The 26,670-nt window shown below is 31.3% G+C and carries 18 protein-coding genes, 1 other RNA gene and 1 pseudogene; 7 read left to right on the top strand and 13 right to left on the bottom strand.

From position 1 onward, the window contains the following. Positions 1-4: 4 nt before the first annotated feature. The 3 genes from AB6T46_RS02590 to AB6T46_RS02580 all read right to left on the bottom strand — a co-directional run bounded on the left by AB6T46_RS02590 (position 5) and on the right by AB6T46_RS02580 (position 1,708). Positions 5-505 carry a dihydrofolate reductase gene (locus AB6T46_RS02590; protein ID WP_370931869.1) on the bottom strand — a complete coding sequence of 167 codons (501 nt, stop codon included), beginning with the start codon at positions 503-505 and terminating at the stop codon, positions 5-7. Then, on the bottom strand, positions 505-1,299 hold the full coding sequence (locus AB6T46_RS02585) for a thymidylate synthase (protein ID WP_370931868.1): 795 nt from the start codon (positions 1,297-1,299) through the stop codon (positions 505-507). Before AB6T46_RS02585 ends, AB6T46_RS02590 begins: the two co-directional genes overlap by 1 nt. 61 nt (positions 1,300-1,360) lie before the next feature. Further along, positions 1,361-1,708, bottom strand: a complete 348-nt coding sequence (locus AB6T46_RS02580; protein ID WP_370931867.1) for a DUF2853 family protein — start codon at positions 1,706-1,708, stop codon at positions 1,361-1,363. Positions 1,709-1,779: 71 nt separating this feature from the next. Between AB6T46_RS02580 and ssrA the strand changes: the two genes are divergently transcribed. From ssrA to putA, 7 genes are all read left to right on the top strand, one after another. Further along, positions 1,780-2,133: a transfer-messenger RNA gene (gene ssrA, locus AB6T46_RS02575) on the top strand. A 103-nt stretch (positions 2,134-2,236) separates the two neighbouring features. Beyond that, the gene (locus AB6T46_RS02570; RefSeq protein WP_370931866.1) at positions 2,237-2,764 is read left to right on the top strand and encodes an SspB family protein; all 528 of its coding nucleotides are present in this window, start codon (positions 2,237-2,239) and stop codon (positions 2,762-2,764) included. A 23-nt stretch (positions 2,765-2,787) separates the two neighbouring features. Then, positions 2,788-5,055: an ATP-dependent helicase gene (locus tag AB6T46_RS02565; protein WP_370931865.1), complete on the top strand. Its 2,268-nt coding sequence runs from the start codon at positions 2,788-2,790 to the stop codon at positions 5,053-5,055. An 85-nt stretch (positions 5,056-5,140) separates the two neighbouring features. Further along, positions 5,141-5,716, top strand: coding sequence for an SCO family protein (locus AB6T46_RS02560; protein ID WP_370931864.1), 576 nt, complete (start codon positions 5,141-5,143; stop codon positions 5,714-5,716). Further along, positions 5,703-6,578, top strand: coding sequence for a 50S ribosomal protein L11 methyltransferase (locus tag AB6T46_RS02555; RefSeq protein WP_370931863.1), 876 nt, complete (start codon positions 5,703-5,705; stop codon positions 6,576-6,578). The genes AB6T46_RS02560 and AB6T46_RS02555 overlap by 14 nt, the downstream gene beginning before the upstream one ends. An 8-nt stretch (positions 6,579-6,586) precedes the next feature. Continuing rightward, positions 6,587-8,386, top strand: coding sequence for an aminopeptidase P family protein (locus AB6T46_RS02550; protein ID WP_370931862.1), 1,800 nt, complete (start codon positions 6,587-6,589; stop codon positions 8,384-8,386). Between the two features lie 32 nt (positions 8,387-8,418). Beyond that, positions 8,419-12,186, top strand: coding sequence for a trifunctional transcriptional regulator/proline dehydrogenase/L-glutamate gamma-semialdehyde dehydrogenase (gene putA / locus AB6T46_RS02545; RefSeq protein ID WP_370931861.1), 3,768 nt, complete (start codon positions 8,419-8,421; stop codon positions 12,184-12,186). A gap of 857 nt (positions 12,187-13,043) precedes the next feature. Here putA and ligA read toward each other — a convergent pair. From ligA to murG, 10 genes and pseudogenes are all read right to left on the bottom strand, one after another. Then, the gene (gene ligA / locus AB6T46_RS02540; RefSeq protein WP_370931860.1) at positions 13,044-15,167 is read right to left on the bottom strand and encodes an NAD-dependent DNA ligase LigA; all 2,124 of its coding nucleotides are present in this window, start codon (positions 15,165-15,167) and stop codon (positions 13,044-13,046) included. 407 nt (positions 15,168-15,574) lie between these two features. Further along, positions 15,575-17,266, bottom strand: coding sequence for a DNA repair protein RecN (recN, locus tag AB6T46_RS02535; RefSeq protein ID WP_370931859.1), 1,692 nt, complete (start codon positions 17,264-17,266; stop codon positions 15,575-15,577). Between the two features lie 27 nt (positions 17,267-17,293). Next, positions 17,294-18,061 carry an outer membrane protein assembly factor BamD gene (locus AB6T46_RS02530; protein WP_370931858.1) on the bottom strand — a complete coding sequence of 256 codons (768 nt, stop codon included), beginning with the start codon at positions 18,059-18,061 and terminating at the stop codon, positions 17,294-17,296. Between the two features lie 879 nt (positions 18,062-18,940). Beyond that, a pseudogene (gene ftsZ, locus AB6T46_RS02525) lies at positions 18,941-19,910 on the bottom strand (cell division protein FtsZ); the annotation flags it as partial. 30 nt (positions 19,911-19,940) lie between these two features. Further along, positions 19,941-21,260: a cell division protein FtsA gene (ftsA, locus tag AB6T46_RS02520; RefSeq protein WP_370931857.1), complete on the bottom strand. Its 1,320-nt coding sequence runs from the start codon at positions 21,258-21,260 to the stop codon at positions 19,941-19,943. A 9-nt stretch (positions 21,261-21,269) separates the two neighbouring features. Next, a complete protein-coding gene (locus tag AB6T46_RS02515) occupies positions 21,270-22,181 on the bottom strand; it encodes a cell division protein FtsQ/DivIB (RefSeq protein ID WP_370931856.1) in 912 nt (303 codons plus the stop codon). After that, positions 22,169-23,089 carry a D-alanine--D-alanine ligase gene (locus tag AB6T46_RS02510; RefSeq protein WP_370931855.1) on the bottom strand — a complete coding sequence of 307 codons (921 nt, stop codon included), beginning with the start codon at positions 23,087-23,089 and terminating at the stop codon, positions 22,169-22,171. The genes AB6T46_RS02515 and AB6T46_RS02510 overlap by 13 nt, the downstream gene beginning before the upstream one ends. A gap of 96 nt (positions 23,090-23,185) precedes the next feature. Continuing rightward, positions 23,186-24,124: a UDP-N-acetylmuramate dehydrogenase gene (gene murB / locus AB6T46_RS02505; protein WP_370931854.1), complete on the bottom strand. Its 939-nt coding sequence runs from the start codon at positions 24,122-24,124 to the stop codon at positions 23,186-23,188. After that, positions 24,121-25,530, bottom strand: coding sequence for a UDP-N-acetylmuramate--L-alanine ligase (gene murC, locus AB6T46_RS02500; protein ID WP_370931853.1), 1,410 nt, complete (start codon positions 25,528-25,530; stop codon positions 24,121-24,123). Before murC ends, murB begins: the two co-directional genes overlap by 4 nt. After that, positions 25,527-26,657 (bottom strand): undecaprenyldiphospho-muramoylpentapeptide beta-N-acetylglucosaminyltransferase, encoded by a 1,131-nt coding sequence (gene murG / locus AB6T46_RS02495; protein WP_370931852.1) that lies wholly within the window; start codon positions 26,655-26,657, stop codon positions 25,527-25,529. Before murG ends, murC begins: the two co-directional genes overlap by 4 nt. Positions 26,658-26,670 lie beyond the last annotated feature (13 nt).

Here is a 26,670-nt window from a genome sequence, read left to right as displayed (position 1 = left end):
CTAATTAACTTCTAATTTTTTTATAAATCTGAAAAATTGTATCATGACTATCACCTTCATTAGCAATTATATTTTCCTGATAAGTTAATTTCCATTTTGCACTATCTAGCTTAGGAAAATAAGTATCACCTTCTATATTAGCTAATACCCTAGTAAAATAAATCACCTCAGCATATGTCATTAATTGTTCAAATATTTTACCACCACCAATAACAAATATTTCAGCATCTTTACCAACTAACTGATATGCTTTTTCAATCGCCGCATCAGGACTATTAACTACGATAGCATTATCTATATGTAATTTTTCATTACGGGAAATAATTATATTTTGCCTATTAGGTAATATTTTTCCAATTGACACAAAGGTTGCATGTCCCATTATTACCACATGATTTAAAGTAATCTGTTTAAATCTTTTTAGATCACTTTTTAATTTCCATGGCATATCACCTTTATTACCAATTACTTGATTTTCTGTAGCGGCAACAATAAAAGAAATCATTACACCGCAACCTTAGCTTTTATATGTGGATGAGCTTTATAATCAATTAACTCAAAATCCTCATAATTAAAATTAAATATATCTTTTACCTCAGGATTTATAATCATTCTAGGTAAAGGATAAGGCTGCCGTGATAATTGCTCTTTAGCTTGTTCAAGATGATTTTTATACAAATGCGCATCACCAAAACTATGAACGAAGTCTCCTAATTTTAAATTAGTTACTTGTGCTACCATCATAGTTAACAGCGAATAAGACGCAATATTAAAAGGCACTCCTAGAAATATATCAGCAGATCTTTGATATAGTTGACATGACAATTTACCATCAGCAACGTAAAATTGAAACATACAATGACAAGGAGGCAACGCCATTTTATCAATAAATTCAGGATTCCAAGCAGATATTATCAAACGTCTTGATTCAGGGTTTTCATTTATTTGTTTGATCAAATTACTAATTTGATCAATACTAGCACCATCAGTAGTTAACCAAGAACGCCATTGTTTACCATATATTGGACCTAACTCACCGTTTTCATCAGCCCATTCATTCCAAATAGAAACATTATGTTCATTCAGATACTTAATATTAGTATCTCCTTTTAAGAACCACAATAATTCATAAATTATAGAACGCAAATGTAACTTTTTGGTTGTTAATAAAGGAAACCCTTGCTGTAAGTCAAACCGCATCTGATAACCAAAGATAGACTTAACCCCTGTATTAGTACGGTCTTGCTTGTCAGTCCCGTTATTCAGAACATATTCTAACAAATCTAAATAATTTTTCATAAGATTATGATTAACAGATTTGCTTAATTAAAAAAAGTCATTATCCACATAAAAAGATATTTTAAGATAATTTCCTAATTTCCTCTAATTTATCAAGTTTTTCAGCTACCAAATAATAAAAAGTTACTCTATTTTTATGGCTATCTTGCCTCATGCGAGAAGCTGTTTCATCTACAGCTTGCTTTGCTGGTTCTGGATCTACATGTAAAATCTTTTGCACCCAATTTTTAACAACATATGCTAATTCAGCTGGATCACCCGCCGCTACATAACGAGCATCTTTACCTTTCAATGCTATTGATAAATAACCTACTAATTTTCTTACAATATCTTCATCTACGCTATTACCTAGATAACGAGCAATATCATTAATATATCGTTGTAAATCGTTATTTTCATAAACTGACATTTGTAACTCCATTAATTATCATTACATATACAAATATAAATCTTGTTAGTAATATTAGTTCCATTAAAAAAGTCCTTTATCTAAACAATAAGTTTTGATATAATGAAATAGTTCGCGTAGCGAACTATGGTAATAAATGGGCAATATAATAACCTTATTGGACCCGGGGGCGGTACCCGGCGCCTCCACCATATTCCAACCTATAAGTTGGAATATGGTGGGGGCGAAACAGGATCGACAAAAGCGTAAAAATTGTTTTTTACTCGGTATTGTACCACCGTTATCGGGCTAATTAGTAGTTGCAAATGACAACTATGCGGGAGCACGTCTCGCTGCTTAATGTAGTGCGATAGTTCCAACTGAGTCTTAAGCTGTCGCAAGCTTAAGCGGGGTTCGAGGGCACCTGTCAACAGAAGCTCTCATCTTCTCATGATAATTATGTAAAATTTTTGATTATCTTATTATATACTCTTCCCTATTTTAAAAAATATGTATATATTAATAATATAAGATGGATGAGGAAATATAATGAGTAAAGACCATATTCGCTATGATATACTAATGCAAGATTCTTTAAGAATGTTAGTAAAGTCAGTATTAAGCGAAATATCCAAAACTGGAACACCAGGAGATCACTATTTTTTTATTACATTTTGCACTAACACAAAAGGTGTTATTATATCACCTAAACTCAAGGCTGATTACCCTGAACAAATGACTATCGTGTTACAACATCAATTTTGGGATTTGAAGGTAAATGACGAGCTGTTTGAAATATGTTTGTCCTTTAATTCACAACCTGAAAAATTAATTATTCCATTCAAATCTATTATTAAATTTATTGATCCTTCTGTGCCTTTTAAAATTGAATTTGATCAGACCTTAAAAAAAACCAACGAAAATATACAAATAAGTAAAAGTCACTCTACTGAAAATCCAAAGGTATCAACATCAAGACAAGAAACAACCGCACAAGATAAAGATACAGCATCACAAGATAATAAGATAATTTCTCTTGCTGAATTTCGTAAAAAACATAACCCTGACGCTGATTAATATTAACCATATTGAATTTTTACATGCATGATGACAATATCTCCTACGACTTTTCTTATTTATCTTCACTGAATGAAGAGCAAAAACTAGCCGTAACTACTACCGAAGGTCCTTTATTAGTTTTATCTGGTGCCGGCACTGGTAAAACTCGTGTGTTAACTAGTCGTATTGCTTATATTTTACAAAATAACTTAGCACAACCACATGAGATTTTTGCAGTCACCTTTACTAATAAAGCAGCTAATGAAATGAAATCCCGTGTGCAACATATGTTATCACATGCAAACTCTGATCTATATTGGATGGGGACATTTCATTCCTTAGGAGTTAAAATATTACGTAAAAATGCAGAGTTACTTGGTCTACATTCTAGCTTTACTATTTTAGATAAAAGCGATTCTCTTAAGTTACTGAAACAAATATTCACTGATAAAAATATCGATAGTAAATATTGGAAAGTTAAATCTTTTGCAGAATTACTAGATGATTGGAAGAATAGAGCCCTGCTCCCCGAAGACGTCCCCCCGTCAGAAGCAAATTTATTTGCTAATGGTAAAGCTATAGAACTTTATGCAGAATATCAAGATAGGTTGAAAATATTTAATAGCTGCGATTTTGGTGACTTATTATTATATCCAATAGAAATTTTCAAAAAATTCCCCCTTATTTTAGAAAAATATCAACAAAGATTTAAATATTTTTTAGTTGATGAATATCAAGATACAAATATTTCACAATATCAATTGCTAAAATTACTCTCCAAAAAAGAAAATAATGCCCTTATAAATTTATGTTGTGTTGGCGATGAAGATCAATCCATCTATGGTTGGCGTGGTGCGAGCATCAGCAATATTTTACGTTTTGATCAAGATTTTCCTGGAGCAAAAATAATAAGATTAGAAAAAAATTACCGCTCTACAAAACATATTTTAGGTGCAGCGTCTCATTTAATCGCACATAATAAAAATAGGTTAGGCAAAAATTTATATGCCGCTATTGATGCAAATAACATTAATGTACCATTAGTAAATGTATATTTCACACAAGATTCACAAGATGAAGCCCGAACTATAGCCAAAGAGATTGAAAAACTACATAAAGAAGGTCATCCGCTTAAAGAAATAGCAATATTAGTTCGTGCAACATTTCAAATGCGGGAAATAGAAGAATATTTTATTACTAGATCAATAGCTTATCGTATAATTGGCGGCACTAAATTCTACGAAAGACTGGAAATTAAAGATGCGTTAGCTTATTTACGTCTCACTATAAATAGCAATGATGATTTAGCTTTTGAACGTATAATCAACACACCAAAACGTGGTTTAGGCGCAAAAAGTTTAAGTAAAATATATGATTACGCGCGGCTAAAAAATATCTCTTTATTTGCGGCGGCTGAAAAATTAACTTATAGTGATGAGCTTAGTAAACAAGCAAAATCCGCTTTAACAATTTTTATAGAAAATTTTTTACGTTGGCAAAAAGAATTAAACCACTTTTCTCCAGCCGATTTAGCTAAAATTATCTTAGATGAATCAGGTTATTCAGCGATATATAAAATGGATAGCTCTGATGAAGCTAAGGAAAGAACTGAAAATTTAAAAGAATTGGTTAATTCATTAAGTTCTTATGATAATTTATATGAATATTTAGAACATATCAGCCTTACCTTAGACCGTGACAATAATATAGACACACAAGATACGGTCAATCTAATGACCTTACATGCCTCTAAAGGATTAGAATTTTCTACTGTTTTTCTAACCGGTTGGGAGGAAGGAATTTTCCCGCATGAACGTATTTTATCAAGTAGCCAAAGCTCCGCTTTATTAGAAGAAGAAAGGCGCCTAGCTTACGTAGGTATTACTAGAGCAAAAATTAATTTACACATTTTTTCAGTTAAATATCGTCGAATTCACGGACGTCATCAACCAAGTCAGCCCTCCCGCTTTTTACAAGAATTACCGATAGAACATATAAATAAAATTACTTCCTTATCACAATATAATGGTTATAATTCATTTTCTTTTAACCATAATAAATTACCTAATGGATATCCAACTCCTGGTTGGCAAAGAGCCGCCTTAGCTAAATCTGCTAAATTGCTAAATTCTTCACCACAATTTGAAAATAAAACTATACCAGCTAAACAATTTATTATAGGTGAAAGAGTATTTCATTTAAAATTTGGTTCTGGAACTATTCTAAAAATCTATGATGACAATTTAATTATTAATTTCGATAAAGCTGGTGAAAAAAACGTTTTAACTAATTATGTTACTCCGTTATAGAATGGTGATAAGCTAATAAATTACTAGCTTAATAACGAATTTTTTTGTAAAATAAACATACCCTCTATATCAGAAAGATTTCCATATGAAAAAGCTGCTCCTAATATTAATCACCTTCCTCTTATTACTCATCGGTGTTTATTATTATCATTCTTCTCCTGTAGGTAAGGATTTTAGATTGCATGCTACTGATAATAGAATAGTAACCTTACAAGATTTACATGAAAAGCCCTCAATAGTATTTTTTGGTTATACTCATTGTCCAGACTTCTGTCCTGCTACCTTCCTAGAGTTAAGCTTTTGGTTAGAGGAGCTAGGTGAGCAGACTAAAGATCTAAACATCTGGTTCTTTACAGTAGATCCTGAGCGTGATAGCCTCCCTATATTGAAAGATTATATTGAAAATTTTTCTAGTCAAATCGTAGGTATTACTGATGAACCAAAAAAACAATTTAAAGCATTAAAAAACTTAGGTGCTAATTGGAAAAAAGTCTTTTATGACACAAAAAATCCTAATGATTACACTTTAAACCATACAGCCGGTTTTATGCTACTTAAAAAAGGCGGTGCCTTACATAGTTGGATAGCTTTCGGCGAAGATCCAATTCTTTCAATGAATAAAATAAAAGATTTATTAAGTTATAAAGATGCAACAAATTAAATTTTCTCTAGAATTATCTACTTCACAAGCAGAAGAATTATATCATATTTTTTCTGATATTTTTGAAGATGAAGAATATCCGATCTGTATTACTGAATTAGATGAAAAAAATAATATTTTTGAATTTTCTATTTATGCTCCTCTTACAGCAAAAGATCATATAACCAAAGCAATCTCACAAATTTCTCCGGTTTATCTTTCTCAGTTGAAGCTAGAAGAATTACCTGAAATTGATTGGGTAGCACATAGTTTATCAACATTAAAACCTATCGAGGCTGGTTGTTTCTTTGTTCACGGTAGCCATGATCAATCTTCAATAGATAACGATAAAATCTCAATACAAATAAATGCTAATCAAGCATTTGGTACAGGTCATCATCAAACCACTCACCTATGTTTACAATTAATTACAAGCCATTATTCTAAATCAGCACCTAATTATTGTTTAGATTTAGGCACAGGTAGCGGTATTTTATCTATAGCCTTAGCTAAACTAGGAGCCCCTCATATAATTGCTACAGATATTGATCCTTTAGCTATTGAGATAGCTAAAGAAAATTTTACAATCAATAATGTTACTACACAAATTAAAGCATATGTTGCAGATGGTTTTTCAGATTCAAGATTAATTCATAATGTAAAATATGATTTAATAATAGCTAATATTTTAGCTGGTCCCTTAATCGAACTTGCTTCTGATATGTATAACCATTTAGCTGATGGTGGACGAGTAATATTATCTGGTATTTTAACTGATCAAAGCTTAAAAGTTATTGACGTTTATCATAAGGTTGGGCTATTCTGCAAAAATAAATTATCTTTAGGTGACTGGGTAGCTTTAGAATTTTCATCAAACAAATAGGAATTTAAATGTCTCATTTTAAAATACGTTTAGATCTACTACGTCAAGAAATGACAAAACACAATTTAGATTGTTTATTAGTGCCGCACGCGGATGAATTCCAAGGAGAATATATAGCCGAATATGCACAGCGTTTAGCTTGGTTAACTGGTTTTACTGGATCCGCTGGAGCTGCATTAATATTAGCAGATAGGGCAATTATTTTTGTAGATGGTCGTTATACTTTACAAGTAAAACAACAAACTGATTCTTCTTTGTATGAATATGAGGATCTAATTAGTTGTCCTCCTCATATTTGGCTAAGCAAATATGGTAATAATTTAACTATAGGATATGATCCTATGTTACATGTCATCAATGAAGTTGAGAATCTTAAAAAAGCTATCTCCTCACATAAAAATTCTCGTCTGGTATCTTTAGAACAAAATTTAGTTGATACCATTTGGGTAGATCAACCCGCCCGTCCATTAAATCCAATATATCTACATCCAATGTCATATAGTGGTCAAAGCTGCGAGGATAAATTAAAATTAGTTCAAGAAAGCTTAACTAAAACAGGAGCTGATTTCACTATATTAACCGATCCTTCTTCTACAGCTTGGTTGTTAAATATTCGTGGCAAGGATATTGATCATACTCCATTAGCGTTAGGATTTACCATCGTAGAACGATTTGGAAGTATCGTCTGTTTTATGGAAGAAGAAAAAATTACGACTGATATAACAAATATCCTTGGTCCAGTTTGTAAGTTCAAAAAACCTCAAGAATTATTACCTCACGTCGAAAATCTAGTAAAAAATAATAAAATAGCTTTATTAGACCCTGTTTTATGTTCTGAGAAATTTGCTCAAATTATTGACAATTTATCCGGTAAATATATTTTTGCTATGGATCCTTGTCGGTTACCTCGTGCCTGCAAAAATAAAGTTGAATTAGAAGGTGCGCGTAAAGCACATCTCTGGGATGGTTTAGCTGTAACAAAATTTTTATTTTGGGTGGAGCAACAACCTGAAAATAAAGTAACTGAATTATCTGCAGCAGAACAATTAGCTAATTTCCGTATAGAAGCAGCAAAAATTTTTGGTAGTAAATTAGAAGATCAGTCCTTTTCTACTATAGCTGGTTCTGGTGAACATGGCGCTATTATCCATTATAGAGTTACTAATGAAACTAATAAAATGTTGCGTCCTGGAGAATTGTTTTTAATTGATTCAGGCGGTCAATATAAAGAAGGAACTACGGATATTACCCGGACAATTCCGATAGGCAATGTAGATGATCAAGAAATAAAAAAACTTTATACCCTTGTTTTAAAAGGTTTAATATCTTTATCTTTAGCAAAATTTATACCACATAGCCGGGGCGCAGATCTTGATATATTAGCAAGGATAGCTTTATGGAAACATGGTTTTAATTATGCTCATGGTACTGGTCATGGAGTAGGTTCATTTTTAGCTGTACATGAAGGTCCTCAAAATATATCCTCTCGTGGAATGGCAGAACTACAAACTGGTATGATATTATCTAATGAACCTGGTTATTACCGGGCTGGCGCATTTGGTATCAGATTAGAAAATCTTATGGCCGTAAGTGCTCCTACCATTCCTGCGGATGGTGAATTAGAAATGCATTCATTTGAAACTCTTACCTATGTTCCTTTCTGTCGACAATTAATTGACACATCGCTATTAGATGCTGAAGAATTAGACTGGCTCAATAATTATCATGCTTCTGTATTATCTAAACTATCTTCCTATTTAACTGAGGCTGAAACTGCTTGGTTAACAGAATTAACAAAACCCCTATAAATTAACGTTCTTATTATTTAAACGGAAAAGATATGACAATTACTAATAAAGTAAAAAATACTCCTAACTCTAGCTTCGATTTTTTATTATCCTCTACTCCACCATCTGATTTACGTCAAAAAATTACAGATGCTTATCGAATGTCAGAGAAAGATGCAATAAAAAATTTACTAAATGATGCAAAACTAGATGAAACTATAAAAGCTGATGTCAAAAGAACAGCTCATTCACTAGCAAAATCATTACGCGATAAAAATAATAATAAAGGTCGTTCTAGATTAGTACAAAATCTTTTACAAGAATTTTCTCTTTCCTCTGAGGAAGGAATATCTTTAATGTGCTTAGCTGAAGCTTTATTACGTATTCCTGATAAGCAAACGCGTGATTTATTAATTAAAGATAAAATAGCGCAACGTGATTGGTATAATCACATAGGTAAAAGTAAATCTATTTTCGTAAATGCAGCTACTTGGGGGTTAGTAATTACTGGTAAATTAGTTGAGACACCTAAAGAATCTCACTTAAGTAGCTCTTTATTAAAATTGTTAAACAAAAGTGGTACCCCTATCATACGTAAAGCAGTGGATTATGCTATGCGCTTAATGGGTGAACAATTTGTAATGGGTGAAACTATTCAAGATGCTTTATCTAAGGCTATACCTTATGAAAAAAAGGGTTACCGCTATTCCTATGATATGTTAGGTGAAGCTGCACTAACAGAAGCTGATGCAAAACAATATTTACTATCATATGAAAATGCCATTAACGCCATCGGTAAAAATTCTAATGTAGATGCAGATATTTATAGTAAAGCTGGTATCTCAATAAAATTATCTGCTTTATATCCTCGATATGAAAGATCGCACCTCGATCAAGTAATGGATATATTATATGGTCGTTTAAAATCTTTAACTTTACTAGCAAAAAAATATAATATTGGTATTAATATCGATGCAGAAGAAAGTAACCGTTTAGAATTATCGTTAGATTTATTAGAAAAATTATGCTTTGAAAAAGAGCTTGAAAATTGGAACGGTATAGGTTTTGTTATACAAGCTTATCAAAAACGTTGTCCTTTTGTAATTAAAGAACTGATTGATTTAGCAAAACGTAGCGGACATCGCTTGATGGTACGTTTAGTTAAAGGTGCTTATTGGGATAGTGAAATAAAGCTAGCACAAGTAGATGGTCAAACAGATTATCCAGTATATACTCGCAAAATGCATACAGATATTTCCTATTTAGCTTGTGCAAAATATTTGCTTGATGCCCAAGAATATATTTATCCACAATTTGCGACGCATAATGCTTACACTCTTAGTGCTGTATATCATATGGCAGGCAGTGATAAGTCATATGAATTTCAATGTTTACATGGAATGGGAGAAAGCTTATATGCAAATGTAACGAAACCAAAAGCTGAAAATGGCTTAGGTGTTCCATGTCGTATATATGCTCCTGTAGGTACACATGAAACCTTACTTGCTTATTTAGTTAGACGGTTGTTAGAAAATGGTGCTAATAGTTCTTTTGTAAATCGCATTTCTGATCCTAATATCTCTTTAGAGGAATTATTAGTTGATCCGGCTACTCAAGTAGAAGAAGATGCAGCAAATAATAATGTGGAAATAGGTTCACCTCATCCAGTTATTAGCTTACCTCGTAATTTATATGGTAGCCAAAGGGATAATTCTTTCGGGTTAGATTTTTCAGATGAAAAAACCTTATCACAATTACAAGCTGATTTAGCAACAATAGAAACTGATAAAATAATAGCTACTCCTTTAGTTAACCATGATTATATAGCTGAAGAACCAAAATCAGTAATAAATCCTGCTGATCCAACTGATATAATAGGAAGCTGTAGTAAAATTAATCTTGATTCTATTCCTAATATTGTCAATGTAGCTAAAGATGCTTTTGATCAGTATAAACGTGTTTCTCCTGAAGTAAGAGCTAATATTCTACTAAAAACAGCTGATCTAATGGAAAGTCGTATTCCTTCATTGATTAATATCTTAGTTAGAGAAGCTGGTAAAACTTGCAATAATGCCGTTGCAGAAATAAGAGAAGCGATAGATTTTTTACGCTATTATAGCGCTGAGATAAAGCAAAATTTCAATAATGATAAACATAAAGCTCTAGGTGTAGTTGCTTGTATCAGTCCTTGGAATTTTCCTCTTGCTATCTTCACTGGTCAAATAGCTGCTGCTTTAGCAGCTGGTAACAGCGTTATAGCTAAACCATCTGACCAAACTCCTTTAATAGCTTTTGAAGCAGTGAAATTATTTTATGAAGCTGGCTTGCCAAAATCTGCTTTACAATTAGTATTAGGTAGAGGTTCTACCGTTGGTAATGCATTAGTTTCTAATCCAGATATCGCTGCTGTTTGTTTTACTGGATCCACAGAAGTAGCAAAAAACTTACATTCTCAATTATCTCAAAATTGTAAGGCTGGTCAAGAAATACCTTTAATAGCAGAAACTGGAGGAATTAACGCTATGATAGTTGATTCTTCTGCTTTAACCGAACAAGTAGTAACCAATGTTATTGCTTCTGCTTTTGATAGCGCTGGTCAAAGATGTTCAGCATTAAGAATTTTGTGCTTACAAGAAGAAATAGCAGAAAAAACCTTAACTATGTTAAAAGGAGCAATGGACGAATTACGTTTAGGTGACCCTCGTATATTATCTAATGACATTGGTCCTGTTATTGATAAAAAATCTCAAGACAATATTTTACAACATGTAAAAGATTGTAAAGATGCCGGTTACGAGATTTATCAATCTCAACAACATATTGATTTTATTAATAATAAATCAGATAATAGTTATTTTGTCGCTCCAACCTTAGTTAAGTTACAAAATTTCAACCAACTAAAAAAAGAAATTTTTGGACCAGTATTACATGTAATAACTTTTAAACAGTCTGAATTAGCAGAATTAATACAACAAATAAATGCAAGTGGTTATGGACTAACTTTAGGATTACAAACACGTATCGATAGCACAATTGACTTAGTCTTAAATAATGCTGAAGTAGGTAATATGTATGTTAACCGTAATATGGTAGGCGCCGTTGTAGGAGTCCAACCGTTTGGAGGTGAAAAATTATCTGGAACTGGTCCAAAAGCAGGTGGTCCTCTTTATCTGTATCGTTTTTTATCTGATTATCCTGAATTAACTATAGATCAAATTGCGACTTCACCTTCTGTAGTTTTACGTTGTAAAAATCAACATAATTATAATAGTGTACAGAAAACCTTCCTTGCTTGGTTAGAGAAGAATCAAAAAAATCATATAATTTCTGTATGGAACCATTATTTTTCTTTTTCTTTACTTGATTATATTTATCAGCTTACTGGACCTACAGGAGAATTGAATAATTATTATTTATCTCCTCGTAAAAATATCCTAGGTATATCATCTAACATAGATGATGCTTTAATACAGATGTGTGCAATATTATCAATAAATGCTAAAGTTATTTTTGAGAAAAAAGAACATATATTATCTATATATAATGATTTACCTGAAGAACTAAAATCATCTATTACATTAACTGATAACTGGCTAGATGATAACGTCAATATTAACAGCGTTATTTATCACGGTAGTGCAGAATCATTACCAGAATTAGCTCAGAAAATCGCTAGTAAAAATGGTGAAATAATCTCCATTCAAAGAATAGACCATGGTAAAAGCAACATTAAACTAGAACGTTTATTCTTAGAACACTCTGAAAGTATAAATACTGCTGCTGCAGGTGGTAATGTTAGCTTAATGACCATAGACTTTTAACTATCTAAAAATTATCCTCTAATGATTAGTCATTAGAGGATAATTAATAATATAGATATTAAAATATATACTATTAACGCCTACCAGAACTCAAATTAGCTATTATAATAACTAACCATCAGTTAGATGATGACCTGAATATTATTAACGTTATTCAGCATGGTAACAATGAATGCTTATTATTTATCACCTCATAAAATATCCTAGGTACATCATTAGACGATGCTTTAATACAGATGTGTGCAATATTAGCAATAAATGCTAAAGTTATTTTTGAAAAAAAGAACATATATTATCTATATATAATGATTTACCTGAAGAACTCAAATTAGCTATTATAATAACTAACCATCAGTTAGATGATGACCTGAATATTATTAACGTTATTCAGCATGGTAACAATGAATGCTTATCATTTATCACCTCATAAAATATCCTAGGTATATCATTAGACGATGCTTTAATACAGATGTGTGTAATATTAGCAATAAATGCTAAAGTTATTTTGAGAAAAAAGAACATATATTATCTATGTATAATGATTTACCTGAAGAACTGAAGTCATCTATTACATCAACTGATAACTGGCTAGATGATAACGTCAATAACTTCGTTATTTATCACGGTAGTGCATAAGCATTACCAGAATTAGCTCAAAAAATCGCTAGTAAAAATGGTGAAATAATCTCCATTCAAGAATAGACCATAGTAAAAGCAATATTAAACTAGAACGTTCATTCTTAGAACATTTAGAAAGTCTAACAATACTAACTTCTGCAGCTAGATAATGTTAACCTATGATATAGACTTTAGCTATTAACTGTCTAAAAATTTAGCTTTTAATAATTAAAAGATATTTAATCTTGATATTCTTTTAAAATTTTAAACCATTCATCTTGTGGCATGATTTGTATATTTAATAATTCTGCTTTAGCCTTTTTACTACTAGATTTTTCTCCTATAATTAAAATATCAACTTTACTCGAAATAGCTGATACAACTTTTGCGCCTAATCTTTTGGCTTGTGTTTTAGCTTCACTTCTAGACATATTATTTAAAGATCCAGTAAAAACAATTGTTTTACCTGCTATAGGTGAATCCTTCTCTATTATTATTCTTTCTTGCGGTAAGATTGTTATTTCTTTTAATAAATTATCTAACAAATTGATATTATTAGTTTCCGCAAAAAACTGATAAATGGCCTCGGCCATTATTTCACCTAAAGAGTCAATATTAACTAAAAGACGTTGCTCAACCGCTTGTAAAAAATTTTCATAAGTAAGATATTGTTCCGCAATATTTTTCGAAGTTGTTAAACCAATATGAGGAATTCCTAACGCATAAATAAAACGATATAAAGGAATTAGACGACTATTATTTATAGCATTAAATAAATTTTTTACAGAATCTTCTCCAAATCTATATAATTTATCTAACTTCTGTAAGGAGTTTTTTTGTCTTTTTTCCAAGGTAAAAATATCTACGGGATTTTTAATTTTTAAATCCTCATTTTCTATCTCAAATAAAAATTTGAGCTTTTTTTCTGCTAATCCTTCAATATTAAATGCATCACGTGATACAAAATGTTTTAATCGCTCAATGGCTTGAGCAGAACAATTAAAAAATCCTGTGCATCGTTTAATATTTTCGCCCTCTTCTTTAACAATAGGACTACCACAAACAGGACAATTATTTGGAAATCTAAAAGGCTCAGAGTTTAACTGACGTTTTTCAATAATAACATCCACTACTTGTGGTATTACATCGCCAGCCCTTTGTATTATAACAGTATCGCCAACCCTTATATCTCTGCCCTCTCTTATTATTTTTCCATTAGTCGATCTACCCGCAATATAATCTTCATTATGTAAGGTAGCTCTAGTAATAGTAACACCGCCTATCGTTACTGGTTCTAAAATAGCAACAGGAGTTAACACTCCAGTACGCCCTACTTGAACATCAATTTTATTAATTTTAGTAATTTTCTTTTCAGCAGGAAATTTATGTGCGATAGCCCAACGTGGTGCTCTAGAGACAGCCCCTAATCTTTTTTGCTGCTGTAAATCATTTATTTTATAAACAACACCATCAATATCGTAATTTAATTCATCTCTTTGGCTTTTTATATATTCATAATGATCTAATAAATCTTGTAACGAATAGCATAACTTAAGCATAGGATTAACTATAAAGCCATATTCAGCAAATTTCTCAATCATTCCAAACTGACTATTAGCTGGTAAATATGAAATCTCACCCCAAGCATATACAAAAAATCTTAATTTTCGTTCTGCAATAATATCAGTATCTAATTGCCTTAATGAACCAGCGGCGGCATTTCTTGGTGTAGCAAATTTTGATTTCTGTTTGCTATCTGCAGATATAATTAAACTACTATCATTATTTAATGCAAAAAAATCAGATTTTTGCATGTAACATTCTCCTCTAACTTCTAAGATATCAGGAATGTTTTTACCGTGTAATTTTAAAGGGATATCTGCAATCATCTTAGCATTTTGTGTAACATTTTCTCCATTTGTACCATCACCCCTTGTCGAAGCCTGAACTAATATACCTTTTTCATAACGTAATGATAAAGATAATCCGTCAATTTTAGGTTCTGCTGTGAGTGAAATATTGTCATCTATACCTAAAGATAAATAATTTCTAACTCTAGTTAAAAATTCTTCTACATCTTCTGCAGAAAAAGCATTATCTAAAGATAACATAGGAACTTTATAAGTTATTTTAGCTAATTTTTCTGATGGTTTAGCTCCAACTTTATTTAATGTCTGACTAGCAATATGTTCTAAATCAGGATATTTTTTAACTAATATATGTAATTTACGACGCAACATATCATATTCATCGTCATCTATCTCTGGATTATCCAGACTATAATAAAGATAGTCATGTCTATTTATTTGTTCAATTAACTTATATATTTCTTGTTTTTCATTAAACTCTGAATCAAAATTCATAATTACTCCAAATAATATTAATTAATGCTCTCATCAATATATTAACTAGTTTTTTGCTTATAAAGTCATTGCATTACCTGACAAAATTAACTACTTGGCTATTATTGTTCAGCATTAATCTTATAAATAATTCTAGCTAACCACTAATATCAACTAATTATCTTTAATAATAAACTATTCGCTGCGTATCTATCGCGGAAATTATTTTATTATCTGACAAAATTAACTACTACTATTATGGTTCAGCATTGAGCTTATAAAGAATTTAAACTAACTTATTAATATCACCTAATAATTATATATTAACTCAGGATTTATTAGTGAAATGATTTATTACCTAACACCAATAAAGCAAATCTATTACTATTTGTTCAGTATTAATTTTATAAATAATTTTAACTAAACCACTAATATGAACTTATAGTTTCCAATAATAAACTATTAGCTGCAGCTCTTGCTTCTGAAGTTATTTTATCACCTGACAATAAACGAGCTAATTCTTCCTGTCGTTGTTCAGCGCTAATCTTATAAATATTAGTAGCTGAAGAGCTTTCATCCAGTGTTGATTTCTGAATTAAAAAATGATTAGTCGCATAAGCTGCTACTTGAGCAGCATGAGTCACACATAAAGTTTGTACTTTTTTTGATAATTTTGCTAAATGTTGACCAATAGCAGCAGAAACGGCTCCTGACACACCTGTATCTATCTCATCAAATACCAAAGTTGCCACACTATCATTTTCTGCTATGCAAACTTTTAAAGCTAATAGTAAACGAGCTAATTCTCCACCTGACGCAACTTTCATCATTGGACCCGCTACAGTATTTGGATTAGTTTGCACCCAAAATTCTATTTTATCAAACCCAGTTGTTTTAGTAATATTATTATCGCTAAATATTTTTACAATGAATGTAGCTTGTCCTAACTTTAAATTATTTAATTCTTGTTGCATTGCCTCCATTAATTTGTGTGCAGCATCCTCTCGCAATTTAGATAATTGCTCAGCTTCACAGCAATAATTTTTATAAGCCAAATCCAATTGTTGTACTAATTTAGTTTCTAAAATTGTGTCATTCTCTAATGTTAATAAAGAATTTTCATAGTCTGATAATAACTTAGGCAACATATCTACTGAAACATTATATTTACGTGAAGCCGCCCGCAAAGCAAATAATCTCTGTTCTGTGTCTTCTAATTCGTTTTCATTAAAATCTAATCCATTTAATAAAGCAGAAATATTATAATCTAATTCATTTAATTCAGTAACAATTTTATCTAAAGAAATGATTAAAGGTTCTAATATTTTTTGTTCCTCTGGCTCTTTTCTTTCAAAACGTCGTAAAAAATTTGCTAAGGGCGCAATAGGCGAATGCTGACCAGAAATAAATTTTTCAAAATCACTAATATCAGTAGCAATTTTTTCTATTTTCATTAAATTAGCTCTTTTTTGTGCTAAATCTTCTTCCTCTCCTTGAATAACATTTAACTTAGCCAATTCAGCGACACTTGCTTTTAAATATTCTTCCTCTCTAGCGGAATTTAAAATTTTCTCTTTATGTTCATCTAACTTTTTATTTAATTGATGCCAAACCTGGTAAGTTTCTTCTACTTTATTACGTTGTTCGAATAAATTACCAAAATTATCTAATATATCCATATGAGCATCAATATCAATGAACGCTCTATCAGCATGTTGACCATGCAATTCTACTAATTTTTTACCTAAAGTTTTTAAAAAAGCTATACTAGTAATTTTGTCATTAATATAAGCTTTAGATTTTCCATCTCTATATTGTATTCTTCTTAAAATAAGCCTATCTTCAACTTCAAAATCATTAGCCCTTAAAAAATCATTAGCCGGGTGATTATTATCTAGATCAAAAACTACTGATACACTACCGTATGGCATCTCTGCCCTTACCAAGGCTGCATCCCCACGACCACCTAATGCAAGTGCAAGAGCATCTAATAAAATAGACTTTCCTGCACCTGTTTCTCCAGTAAAGACAGAAAAACCTTGAGTTAAATCAATTTCTAACTTATCAATTAAAACAATATCTCTAACAGATATATGTGATAACATATTAACAAGCTCCATAAAATTTATGCTTGTACTGTAACATAATTACTGTGTTAATAGTGAATTAACATATCCATACCATTCACTATTAGGATAATTTTTTTCTAACACTAAAGCATATTTCTGTGCTGAAGAACTTATTCCAATAGCTATATATGATTCCACTAATCTAGCTAAAGCTTCTGGTACTTGTTTAGTATCACCAAAGTCATTTATGACTGTTTCAAATCTATTAATAGCAGCCACATAAGAGTGTTGTTGTTGATAATATCTACCTACTTCCATTTCTTGTCCAGCTATTTGATTACGTGCAATTTCTATTTTCTCTTTTGCATCTTTAGCATAAGAGGAATTAGGATTTATTTTAATTACTCTTCTAAACCAATCAATTGCTTCATGACTTATAGATTGATCTCTATCGATGTCAGAAATTTTAGCAAATACTGAGTTAGCAATTAAATAATATATATATTCCAATCTATTTGAACTAGGGTATAATTGCAGATATCTTTTACCAGCATCTTCTGCCTCATCAAACTGACCTAAATGATAACTTAGCTCCGCTTCAGCTAATAAAGATGCCTCTGCCCAAGGTGAAAAAAGATCTTTTTTATTAATGATAGAATATTTAACTAAAGCAGCATCAAACTTACCCTCGTCCATATCTTGTTGCGCTAGTTCAAATAGCTCTTCTGGGGGTGCTGCTTCTAATATTTTTAATCTCTTGTTATTATTAACTGAAGAACACGCCGGTAGCAAAACAATAAAACTCAAGGTCATCAATAGGCTAAGCAATTTTCTATTTTGCCACATTTAAAAATTCTCCAACTATAATTCTTCACTTATTACTAAAACAATATCATTAATTAATATTTATCTTTGATATATAAGTATTTTTAACAATATGCTATTTATTTCCCTGCTGCCGCAAAAAAGCAGGTATTTCCAATTGTTCTTGTTGCTCTGGATCAAACTCATTTTTTTTACGAGTTTGTTGATTAAAATTTCTATTATAATCTATATTATAATCGCTCTTATTATTATTCTGATATATTTCATCTGCTGGCTCAAGTTTAGCTAATCCATCAGTTGCTTTACGTCCACCTCTCAAACTATGAGTAATTTTTTGCCATAAGCCTCTAGGAGTAGCCTCTTCTCTTTCGGTGAAATTATAGTCATCTATATCCTGTTTGTAACTATCTATAATATCTGGATATTCATGACGATTTAATCTTTCTTGCACTAATGTCTTTACTTGTATTTGTGTATTCATAGATGTATTATCTTGCGGGGTATCATCTTTATTATATTGAAAAGCTTGAGCTTTCGCCGTAGTTTCTGCCCTCATAATACCTACTGTTGTATCTTGATTTACACTTTGTTCAACTAAATTATCATATAGTTTTTCTGAATTTTTATCTATTATATCTTGATTAATTTTTTGAGAAAATCTTGAATAATTCTCTAGTTTATTATCTAAAATATTGCTTTCTTCGGTTTTTTTATCAAATTCATCAACTAAATTATTACTAACAATATTTTTCTCTAACTGAATTTCTAAATTAGCATCTTTATTAGTTATTTCCTTATCAGCAGTTACATGTTTTATTGGTTCATTAATAATTTTAGTATTTACCGTAGAAAAATTAGATACTTTTTCTCTATCATTATAATTTTGTTCATCATCTATTAAATCAGAATTATCAATTCCAGTAGCAACTACAGAAACTTTAATTGTTCCATCCAAACTATCTTCATGTGTTGCTCCAACGATAATATTAGCATCTGGGTCTACTTCTTCTCTTATTCTTGTAGCAGCTTGATCTACTTCAAATAAGGTAATATCATTTCCTCCAGTTATAGATACTAATAATCCTTTAGCGCCTTTCATAGAAGTTTCATCTAACAAAGGATTAGAAATAGCAGCTTCGGCAGCTTTAACAGCTCTATCTTCACCAGATGCTTCTCCTGTTCCCATCATAGCTTTACCCATCTGATGCATTACAGATTTAACATCAGCAAAATCTAAATTAATTAAACCCTCTTTTACCATAAGATCGGTAATACAAGCTACCCCTGAATATAAAACTTGATCAGCCATAGAAAAAGCATGCGCAAAAGTAGTTTTTTCATTAGCTACTCTAAATAAATTTTGATTAGGTATTACAATTAACGTATCAACATATTTTTGTAACTCTTCGATACCAGCCTCAGCGGCTTTCATTCTTCTAGGACCTTCAAAATGAAATGGTTTTGTGACAACGCCTACAGTTAAGATACCTTGTTCTCTAGCAACTTTTGCAACAACTGGTGAAGATCCTGTTCCAGTTCCTCCACCCATGCCTGCAGTTACAAAACACATATGTGTATTTGATAAATGATCTCTAATTTCATCTAAACATTCTTCAGCAGCTGCTTTACCTACCTCTGGATGAGAACCAGCTCCTAAACCTTCAGTAACAGAGGCCCCTAATTGAATAATTCTTTCAGATTTAGAAGACATAAGAGCTTGAGCGTCGGTGTTAGCTACAACGAAATCTACGCCTTTTAATCCAGCCGCGATCATATTATTGACTGCATTTCCACCACCGCCTCCAACTCCGAAAACTGTGATACGAGGCTTAAGCTCGGCAATGTCAGGTTTTTTAAGAGTTATTGGCATATCGTCATCCTTTTCACAATGTGTGCAGCTTTATTTTAACCATTTTGTAATAAAAGATAAAGGCTTTTCATATTCTATCATTGTTAATTGATCAATGGGCGTAATTATATTTTGTAGCGATATTTGCTGCCGTTGTAACATTTGCGGATAAACAGCGAGCCCAACTAATGTTGAATAACTACCATTACTTGCTGCTTTATCCAAACCAGCAACACCAAATGGTCGACCTTGTCTTACTTGTGCTTTTGTTAATTCTGCAATCGCTTCTTTCAGCCAAGGTAACAAACTTGCTCCACCCGTAATTACAATATTACGACTTAAAATATTTCCTACCCCTGCATTATATAGCCGCTTTCGCAGTAATTCAATAGTTTCTTTCACTCTTGCCCTAATTATGGAAGACAAAAAAGAATAACTATATTCTTCACGGCAATGTCCTTCTCCTGGTACAAAAGAATTTACTGTAAAATTCTTCATATCATTTTTTTGATCTACTCGATAAGCTCCATAAGCTAATTTTATTTTTTCAGCTTCTATGATATTAATATTTAATACAGTAGCAATATCTGAAGTTACCATATCGCCACCCATATTAATTGAATCCACATGAATTATTTTTTCATCTTTTACAACACATGCACTTGTAGAGCCAGCACCAAAATCTATACATACCACCCCGTTTTTTGCATCATCAGCGGTAATAGATGATATTGCACTAGCTACTGGAGCAGGTACAAAAGACTCTACTGCTAACTGAGCTCTATTTAAACAAACTTCTAAGTTACATAAATTTTGCCTGTCCGCTAAGATAGCATAAACATCGACATCTAATTGATCAGCATACATATGCATAGGATCAACTACTCTTGTTTTACCACCTATATAATAGTTAATAGGTGCTGCATATAATAACTTTTGCGGTATATCTTCTATATTTTTTAAACTATATTTTATTACATTTTGAATTAGTCTTTTATTGATATTTTGTTCTATAAATTTTTTAGAACCACGACAATTATAATTATAAATATGATTACCGGACAAACTAACTATTAACGAATTTACTATAACTCCAGCTTGCGTCTCAGCTCGATCAACTGCAATACGAATAGCACTTTCTGCAGCAGCCATATCTACTACGGATCCTCTACTTATTCCATGTGATCTTTGACAATAAAATCCTAACTTTTCAATTTTATGAGTACGCTGATATAAACTTGTTGTTTCTGGTTGCGGCACTAATCTTACTATCATACAAGCGACTTTATTTGAACCAACATCTAACAAGCTTAATATTCTAGATTTACTTCTAAAATTAGTAAGCGTAGTTGAACGATTGAATAACCCCATACAACTTTCCTAACGTACTAACAAAGACGACATATTAGGTGCATTTTTCAATGCACTTCTAATTCGCGCGTCATTCAAACTTTTAATTTTATTCGTAACTTGCAAAGTAATTCTATCCTCTAACCGCAAGTCAATTACATTTATATCTTTTAAAAAAGAACTATATTTTTCTTGTAAAAAAACAAGCTGTTTAATTTTATCTTTCCAATTAAATTCTGGTAATTTAACCTGTACATTATCACGTAATAAAATATCCCATCTTCTTCCTGATACCCAAATAAATCCAGAAATTCTATTTAACAATACTGGATATTTTTTCAAAGAATTCCATAATTCTACAAATTTAGTTACATCTGCCTTTCCTGCTATTAGAGGTAAAGCTGGCAGTTGATCTCTCTCTAGGTTAGTCAATATAGTTCCAAATTTATCTACTAATTTAAAATTATCTTCTATCTGTAAGATAGCAAATGGTTTTCTTTCAACAACATCTATATTAATATTATTAGGATAATATTTAGTTAACGAAACTTTCTCTACCCACGGAAGTTGTTCTATCCTTTTTTTAGCTTCCCAAATATCAAAATCTAAAATTGATTGATCTTTTTGATAGGCTAAAATTTCTAAAATATTCTTTTCTTTTAAATAATGTAAACCGGTAATATTTACTTTTGTAACTGTAATACCTAAATATTTAGAAACATTATTAACGATCATAGTTAAATGTCCACCAATAATAGCTCCATAAACGAAAGTTAATAGAAACAACCATATACTTAAATAAATTCCAAATCTTTTAGGTAACACCGGAAAAGCGCGGCAAAATTTTACCATGGCAAAAGAAAAGCTTTTCCACCAACGATGAATTATATTAATAGATATTTTATTTTTGTACATTTTTGTATCAGTTATTAACGCCTGCAAGAAGCATCCTCCACCATCCACTCTAATAATTCACTAAAAGATATGCCCGCCGCTTTTGCGATATCTGGCACAAGAGATGTTTTTGTCATTCCAGGCTGGCTATTTAATTCCAACCATATTAATTCACCAGTATCCTCATTAAAACGGAAATCTGATCTGCTAATTCCACGACACCCTAAAGCTATATGAGCATTTACAGACATTATCTCTATTTGTTCGTAAATATTTGGTAAAATTTTTGCAGGACAAATATGTTTTGAACCATTTGTTGTATATTTTGCACTATAATCATAAATTTTTGAATTAACATCGACAATTTCACAGACCCCCAAACTTTTATTACCCATAACCGCGCATGTTAACTCTCTACCTGGAATATATTTTTCTACTAATAATTGCTCATCAGATTTCCAATTAGCTTTATTAATTATGTCAGAAATATTTTCATTATCATTAGCAACCAAAAATACACCTACACTTGAACCACCGCCTAACACAGGTTTAATAATATAGGGTCTTTTAAGTGGGTCGCCCTTTAATAAATCATTTTTATTAACAACTACAGAAGGAGCTACGGTAACATCAGCAGATGACACAATTTTTTTAGAAAGATCTTTATTCATAGCTAATGCAGAAGATAACACACCAGAATGACTATAAGCTATTTGTAAATATTCTAAGATACCTTGAATGATACCATCTTCGCCATATTCGCCATGCAGCATATTTAACACTATATCAGGGTTCAAATTTTGTAAACTTTGTATCAAACTATGATCAACATCTAATCTAGTTACCTTATACCCTAAGTTTTCTAAAGCTTCTGCGCTGGCTTCTCCTGACGCTAAACTAACTTCTCGCTCTGCTGATAGACCTCCCATTAATATTACTATGTGTTTTTTAGCCATAACATCATCTCCTATGAGAGTCTTTTTATAGATAAAATTTTTCTAAATAGTTAATAAATCTCCCTTTACCCGTAATTAACATATCATTCAAAGCTGTTAATTATTTATCTTTTTTAGTTGACCAATGATATCTATTTCCCACTCTAGTTCTATCTGCTTTTGCTCTAACACTTTATTCCGCATTAATTCTCCTAGTGTTTCTAGGTCATAAGCTGAGGCTTCATTAAAATTCACCATAAAGTTACAATGTAAAGGTGACATTTGTGCACCTCCATATTTAAATCCTCTTCCACCTACCTCTTCAATCAATTTCCAAGCAGAATAGCCTGCTGGATTTTTAAATGTTGACCCGCCAGTTTTTTCTTTAACGGGCTGCATTTTATTACGGTGAGATTGTACATTTTCAATATCTTGTTGTATTTTTTGTGGGTCTTCTTTTTCTGCTATAAAAGTAGCATCAATAAAAATAATATCTTTAGGCAAACTACAATGTCTATAACTATATCCCATCTCAGATACATTTATTTTATGTAATTTTCCTTGTAAATCTAATATTGTTACTTCCTGTAATAATTGACTTGTTTCTAAACCATTAGCTCCTGCATTCATGCGCAGAGCTCCTCCTATTAACCCTGGAATACCCTGATAAAAATGGAAATTACCTAAAGCATTTTTTAAAGCAAAATTAGAAAGCCACTTATCTGGAGCACCAGCTCCAACAGAGACCAAGTTAGGTGATAATAATTTAATGTCTCCAAATATCCTTGGCGATAATCTTATAACAAATCCTTGTAATCCTCCATCTCTTACCAAAACATTAGAACCCATACCTATTAATTTTATAGGTATATCTTTTGGTAATAATTTAATAAATTTAATCAAATCCTCTAAACTTGCAGGCTCAAATAAAATTTCTACCTGACCTCCAGTTCTAAACCAACTAGCTTTACCTAGTTCAAAATTAGGAGTAAAATTTCCTTCAATATCTATAAATTTATCTTTCAAATCATTAAATAACTTTACACCATCTATCATTTATTATACCTTTTATTTAGCTCAATAGGCAACTCATAAGACCAACTAGTAATATTACCAGCTCCAACGCATAATACTAAATCATCTGCTTTACTATTACATTGTAAAAAATCTATTATTTCTTCTAGATTTTTTAAGTGATAAGTTTCTTTCTTACCTTGATCATGAATTCTATTTACCAAATTAATAGAATTCATACCTTCAATAACTTCTTCTCCCGCTTCATAGACTGGAGTAACAATAATAATATCCGCTAAATTCATACAATTAACAAATTCCTCAAATAAATTAGCCAATCTACTATATCTATGCGGCTGCATAATTAAAATTACTCTACCTGAACAACTATCCCTTGCTGCTTCTAACACAGCTGCTATTTCTACCGGGTGATGCGCATAATCATCATAAAAATTCACACCTCGCCATGATCCAGTTAAGGTAAATCTACGTTTTACCCCAGAAAAATTCTTCAACCCTCTTCTAATAGCCGCTTCACTAACTCCAATAGTATAAGCTACAACTATAGCAGCCAAGGCATTAGAGATGTTATATTTTCCTGGTAATGGTAATTCTAAAGACTTTAACTCAATATTTCCTTTACGCTTCCGTGGTTTTATCAAAACATCGAAAATAGTTCTACCAGATTGTACCATGTAATTAGTGCATACTACATCCGCACTATCATCAAATCCATAAGTTACAATACGTCTATCTACAATTTTACTTGCTAAATCTCTCACTATTGGATGATCATTACATAATACTGCTAGCCCATAAAAAGGAATATTTTCAATAAATCTTTTAAAAGCTGCTATTACATTGTCATAATTATGATAAAAATCTAAATGCTCTGGATCAATATTAGTTACTACAGCAATATCCGTAGGTAAATTTAAAAAGGTGCCATCACTTTCATCAGCTTCAACAACCATCCAATTACCTTTACCTATATAAGCATTAGTACCATATGCATTTATTATACCTCCATTTATTACTGTAGGATCATATTTTCCTTCATTCAGTAAAGTGGCTATAATAGAAGTAGTAGTAGTTTTACCATGCGTACCACCTATAGCAATAGATTGCCTAAACCGCATTAACTCGGCTAGCATTTCAGCTCTTTTAACAATTGGTATACGTCTTTCTCTAGCTCTTTTTAATTCTATATTAGTCGCTTGAACGGCGGTTGAGACTACTACAACATCTGCCTCCTCTACATGTTTAACATGATGACCTATAAAGATTTTAATACCTTTCTGCCTTAAACGAATAACATTAGAATTTTCAACTTGATCAGACCCTTGGATTTTATAACCTAAAATATGTAATGCCTCAGCAATACCACTCATTCCAATCCCCCCAATTCCGATAAAATGAATACAACCAATATTTAGGGACATTTTCATAGTTTTAGATCCTTTTTTATAATATCAATAGATTTTTTATTCATCATGCCTTGTGTTAATTTAAATAAATTTTTATTAATATCAGCAGGAGATTTTTCATAAAGATTTTTCGCTTGAATTTTAAATTTTTCACTATTAGTGAGTAAATTAGTTAAAATATATATTAATTTTTCTACATTTAAGTCATTTTCTTTTATTACTGTTATCGCACCGCTTTCCACTAAATATTCAGCATTGAGTGCCTGATCATGATCTAAAGCATGGGGAAAAGGTATCAATAAAGCCGGGCGTCCCATAGCTGATATTTCAGTTACAGTAGATGCACCTGCTCTTGATATAATAAAATGAGCTTTTTTCATCAATAAAGGCATATTAGTAAAAAATTCTGAAAGCTCAAATTGCAAACCTAAATCACTGTAAATTTTATTAAGTTTTTGATAATCGTGATTGTTTCGCACTTGTTGAGTTATAGAAAATTTTTTTAATATTTCTTTATCTAATTTAGGTAAAGTCTCGGCAAAAATCTCAGTAAAAAAACTTGCACCCTGACTTCCACCAAAAATTAATAAATTAAATTTTTCTTCTTCATTCGGTATATTATAATCCGCGGGTAATTGCTTTAATACTTCTTCTCTTAGAGGAATTCCAGTAACCAAAGTCTTATAAGAATATTTATTATCAGACAAAGGAAAACCTAAAGCTATTGCCTTTACCCAACGCGATAACAGCTTATTTGCTCGTCCCATTACTTTATTTTGTTCATGTATTAAAGTAGGTATAGAATTTAACCGAGCAGCAAATACAGGAGCCAAAGTAGGATATCCTCCAAATCCTACTAATAATTTTGGTTTATATTTTTTAATCAATTGATTAGCCTTATAAAGACCTTTCATTAAAGTAAAAATAGTTTTAATTATTTTAACAGGATTTTTACTATTTATTGTCGCTGCTGGTAGCGCATATATTTTATCAAAAACATTACTATTAACAAACTTTTTTGCTCTATTATCAGTAAATAAAATTATCTGCACTTTTTCTTTTCTTAATTCTTCAGCTAAGGACTGTGCTGGAAATAAATGTCCTCCGGTTCCTCCTGCAACTAGAATTATTACGTTATTATTTTTCACTTTTGCCTCATAT

The organism is Bartonella sp. DGB1 (assembly GCF_041345015.1).
In the GTDB taxonomy this organism is placed as follows: Bacteria; Pseudomonadota; Alphaproteobacteria; order Rhizobiales; family Rhizobiaceae; genus DGB1.
Note: the sequence above shows the minus strand (reverse complement) of the source record. Positions and strands in the feature narration are given on the sequence as shown.

Excerpts from the sequence above, each read along its gene's own strand:
- AB6T46_RS02590 (WP_370931869.1), bottom strand. The coding sequence starts at position 505 with ATGATTTCTTTTATTGTTGCCGCTACAGAAAATCAAGTAATTGGTAAT.
- AB6T46_RS02585 (WP_370931868.1), bottom strand. The coding sequence starts at position 1,299 with ATGAAAAATTATTTAGATTTGTTAGAATATGTTCTGAATAACGGGACT.
- AB6T46_RS02580 (WP_370931867.1), bottom strand. The coding sequence starts at position 1,708 with ATGTCAGTTTATGAAAATAACGATTTACAACGATATATTAATGATATT.
- AB6T46_RS02570 (WP_370931866.1), top strand. The coding sequence starts at position 2,237 with ATGAGTAAAGACCATATTCGCTATGATATACTAATGCAAGATTCTTTA.
- AB6T46_RS02565 (WP_370931865.1), top strand. The coding sequence starts at position 2,788 with ATGCATGATGACAATATCTCCTACGACTTTTCTTATTTATCTTCACTG.
- AB6T46_RS02560 (WP_370931864.1), top strand. The coding sequence starts at position 5,141 with ATGAAAAAGCTGCTCCTAATATTAATCACCTTCCTCTTATTACTCATC.
- AB6T46_RS02555 (WP_370931863.1), top strand. The coding sequence starts at position 5,703 with ATGCAACAAATTAAATTTTCTCTAGAATTATCTACTTCACAAGCAGAA.
- AB6T46_RS02550 (WP_370931862.1), top strand. The coding sequence starts at position 6,587 with ATGTCTCATTTTAAAATACGTTTAGATCTACTACGTCAAGAAATGACA.
- putA (WP_370931861.1), top strand. The coding sequence starts at position 8,419 with ATGACAATTACTAATAAAGTAAAAAATACTCCTAACTCTAGCTTCGAT.
- ligA (WP_370931860.1), bottom strand. The coding sequence starts at position 15,167 with ATGAATTTTGATTCAGAGTTTAATGAAAAACAAGAAATATATAAGTTA.
- recN (WP_370931859.1), bottom strand. The coding sequence starts at position 17,266 with ATGGAGCTTGTTAATATGTTATCACATATATCTGTTAGAGATATTGTT.
- AB6T46_RS02530 (WP_370931858.1), bottom strand. The coding sequence starts at position 18,061 with ATGTGGCAAAATAGAAAATTGCTTAGCCTATTGATGACCTTGAGTTTT.
- ftsA (WP_370931857.1), bottom strand. The coding sequence starts at position 21,260 with ATGGGGTTATTCAATCGTTCAACTACGCTTACTAATTTTAGAAGTAAA.
- AB6T46_RS02510 (WP_370931855.1), bottom strand. The coding sequence starts at position 23,089 with ATGGCTAAAAAACACATAGTAATATTAATGGGAGGTCTATCAGCAGAG.
- murB (WP_370931854.1), bottom strand. The coding sequence starts at position 24,124 with ATGATAGATGGTGTAAAGTTATTTAATGATTTGAAAGATAAATTTATA.
- murC (WP_370931853.1), bottom strand. The coding sequence starts at position 25,530 with ATGAAAATGTCCCTAAATATTGGTTGTATTCATTTTATCGGAATTGGG.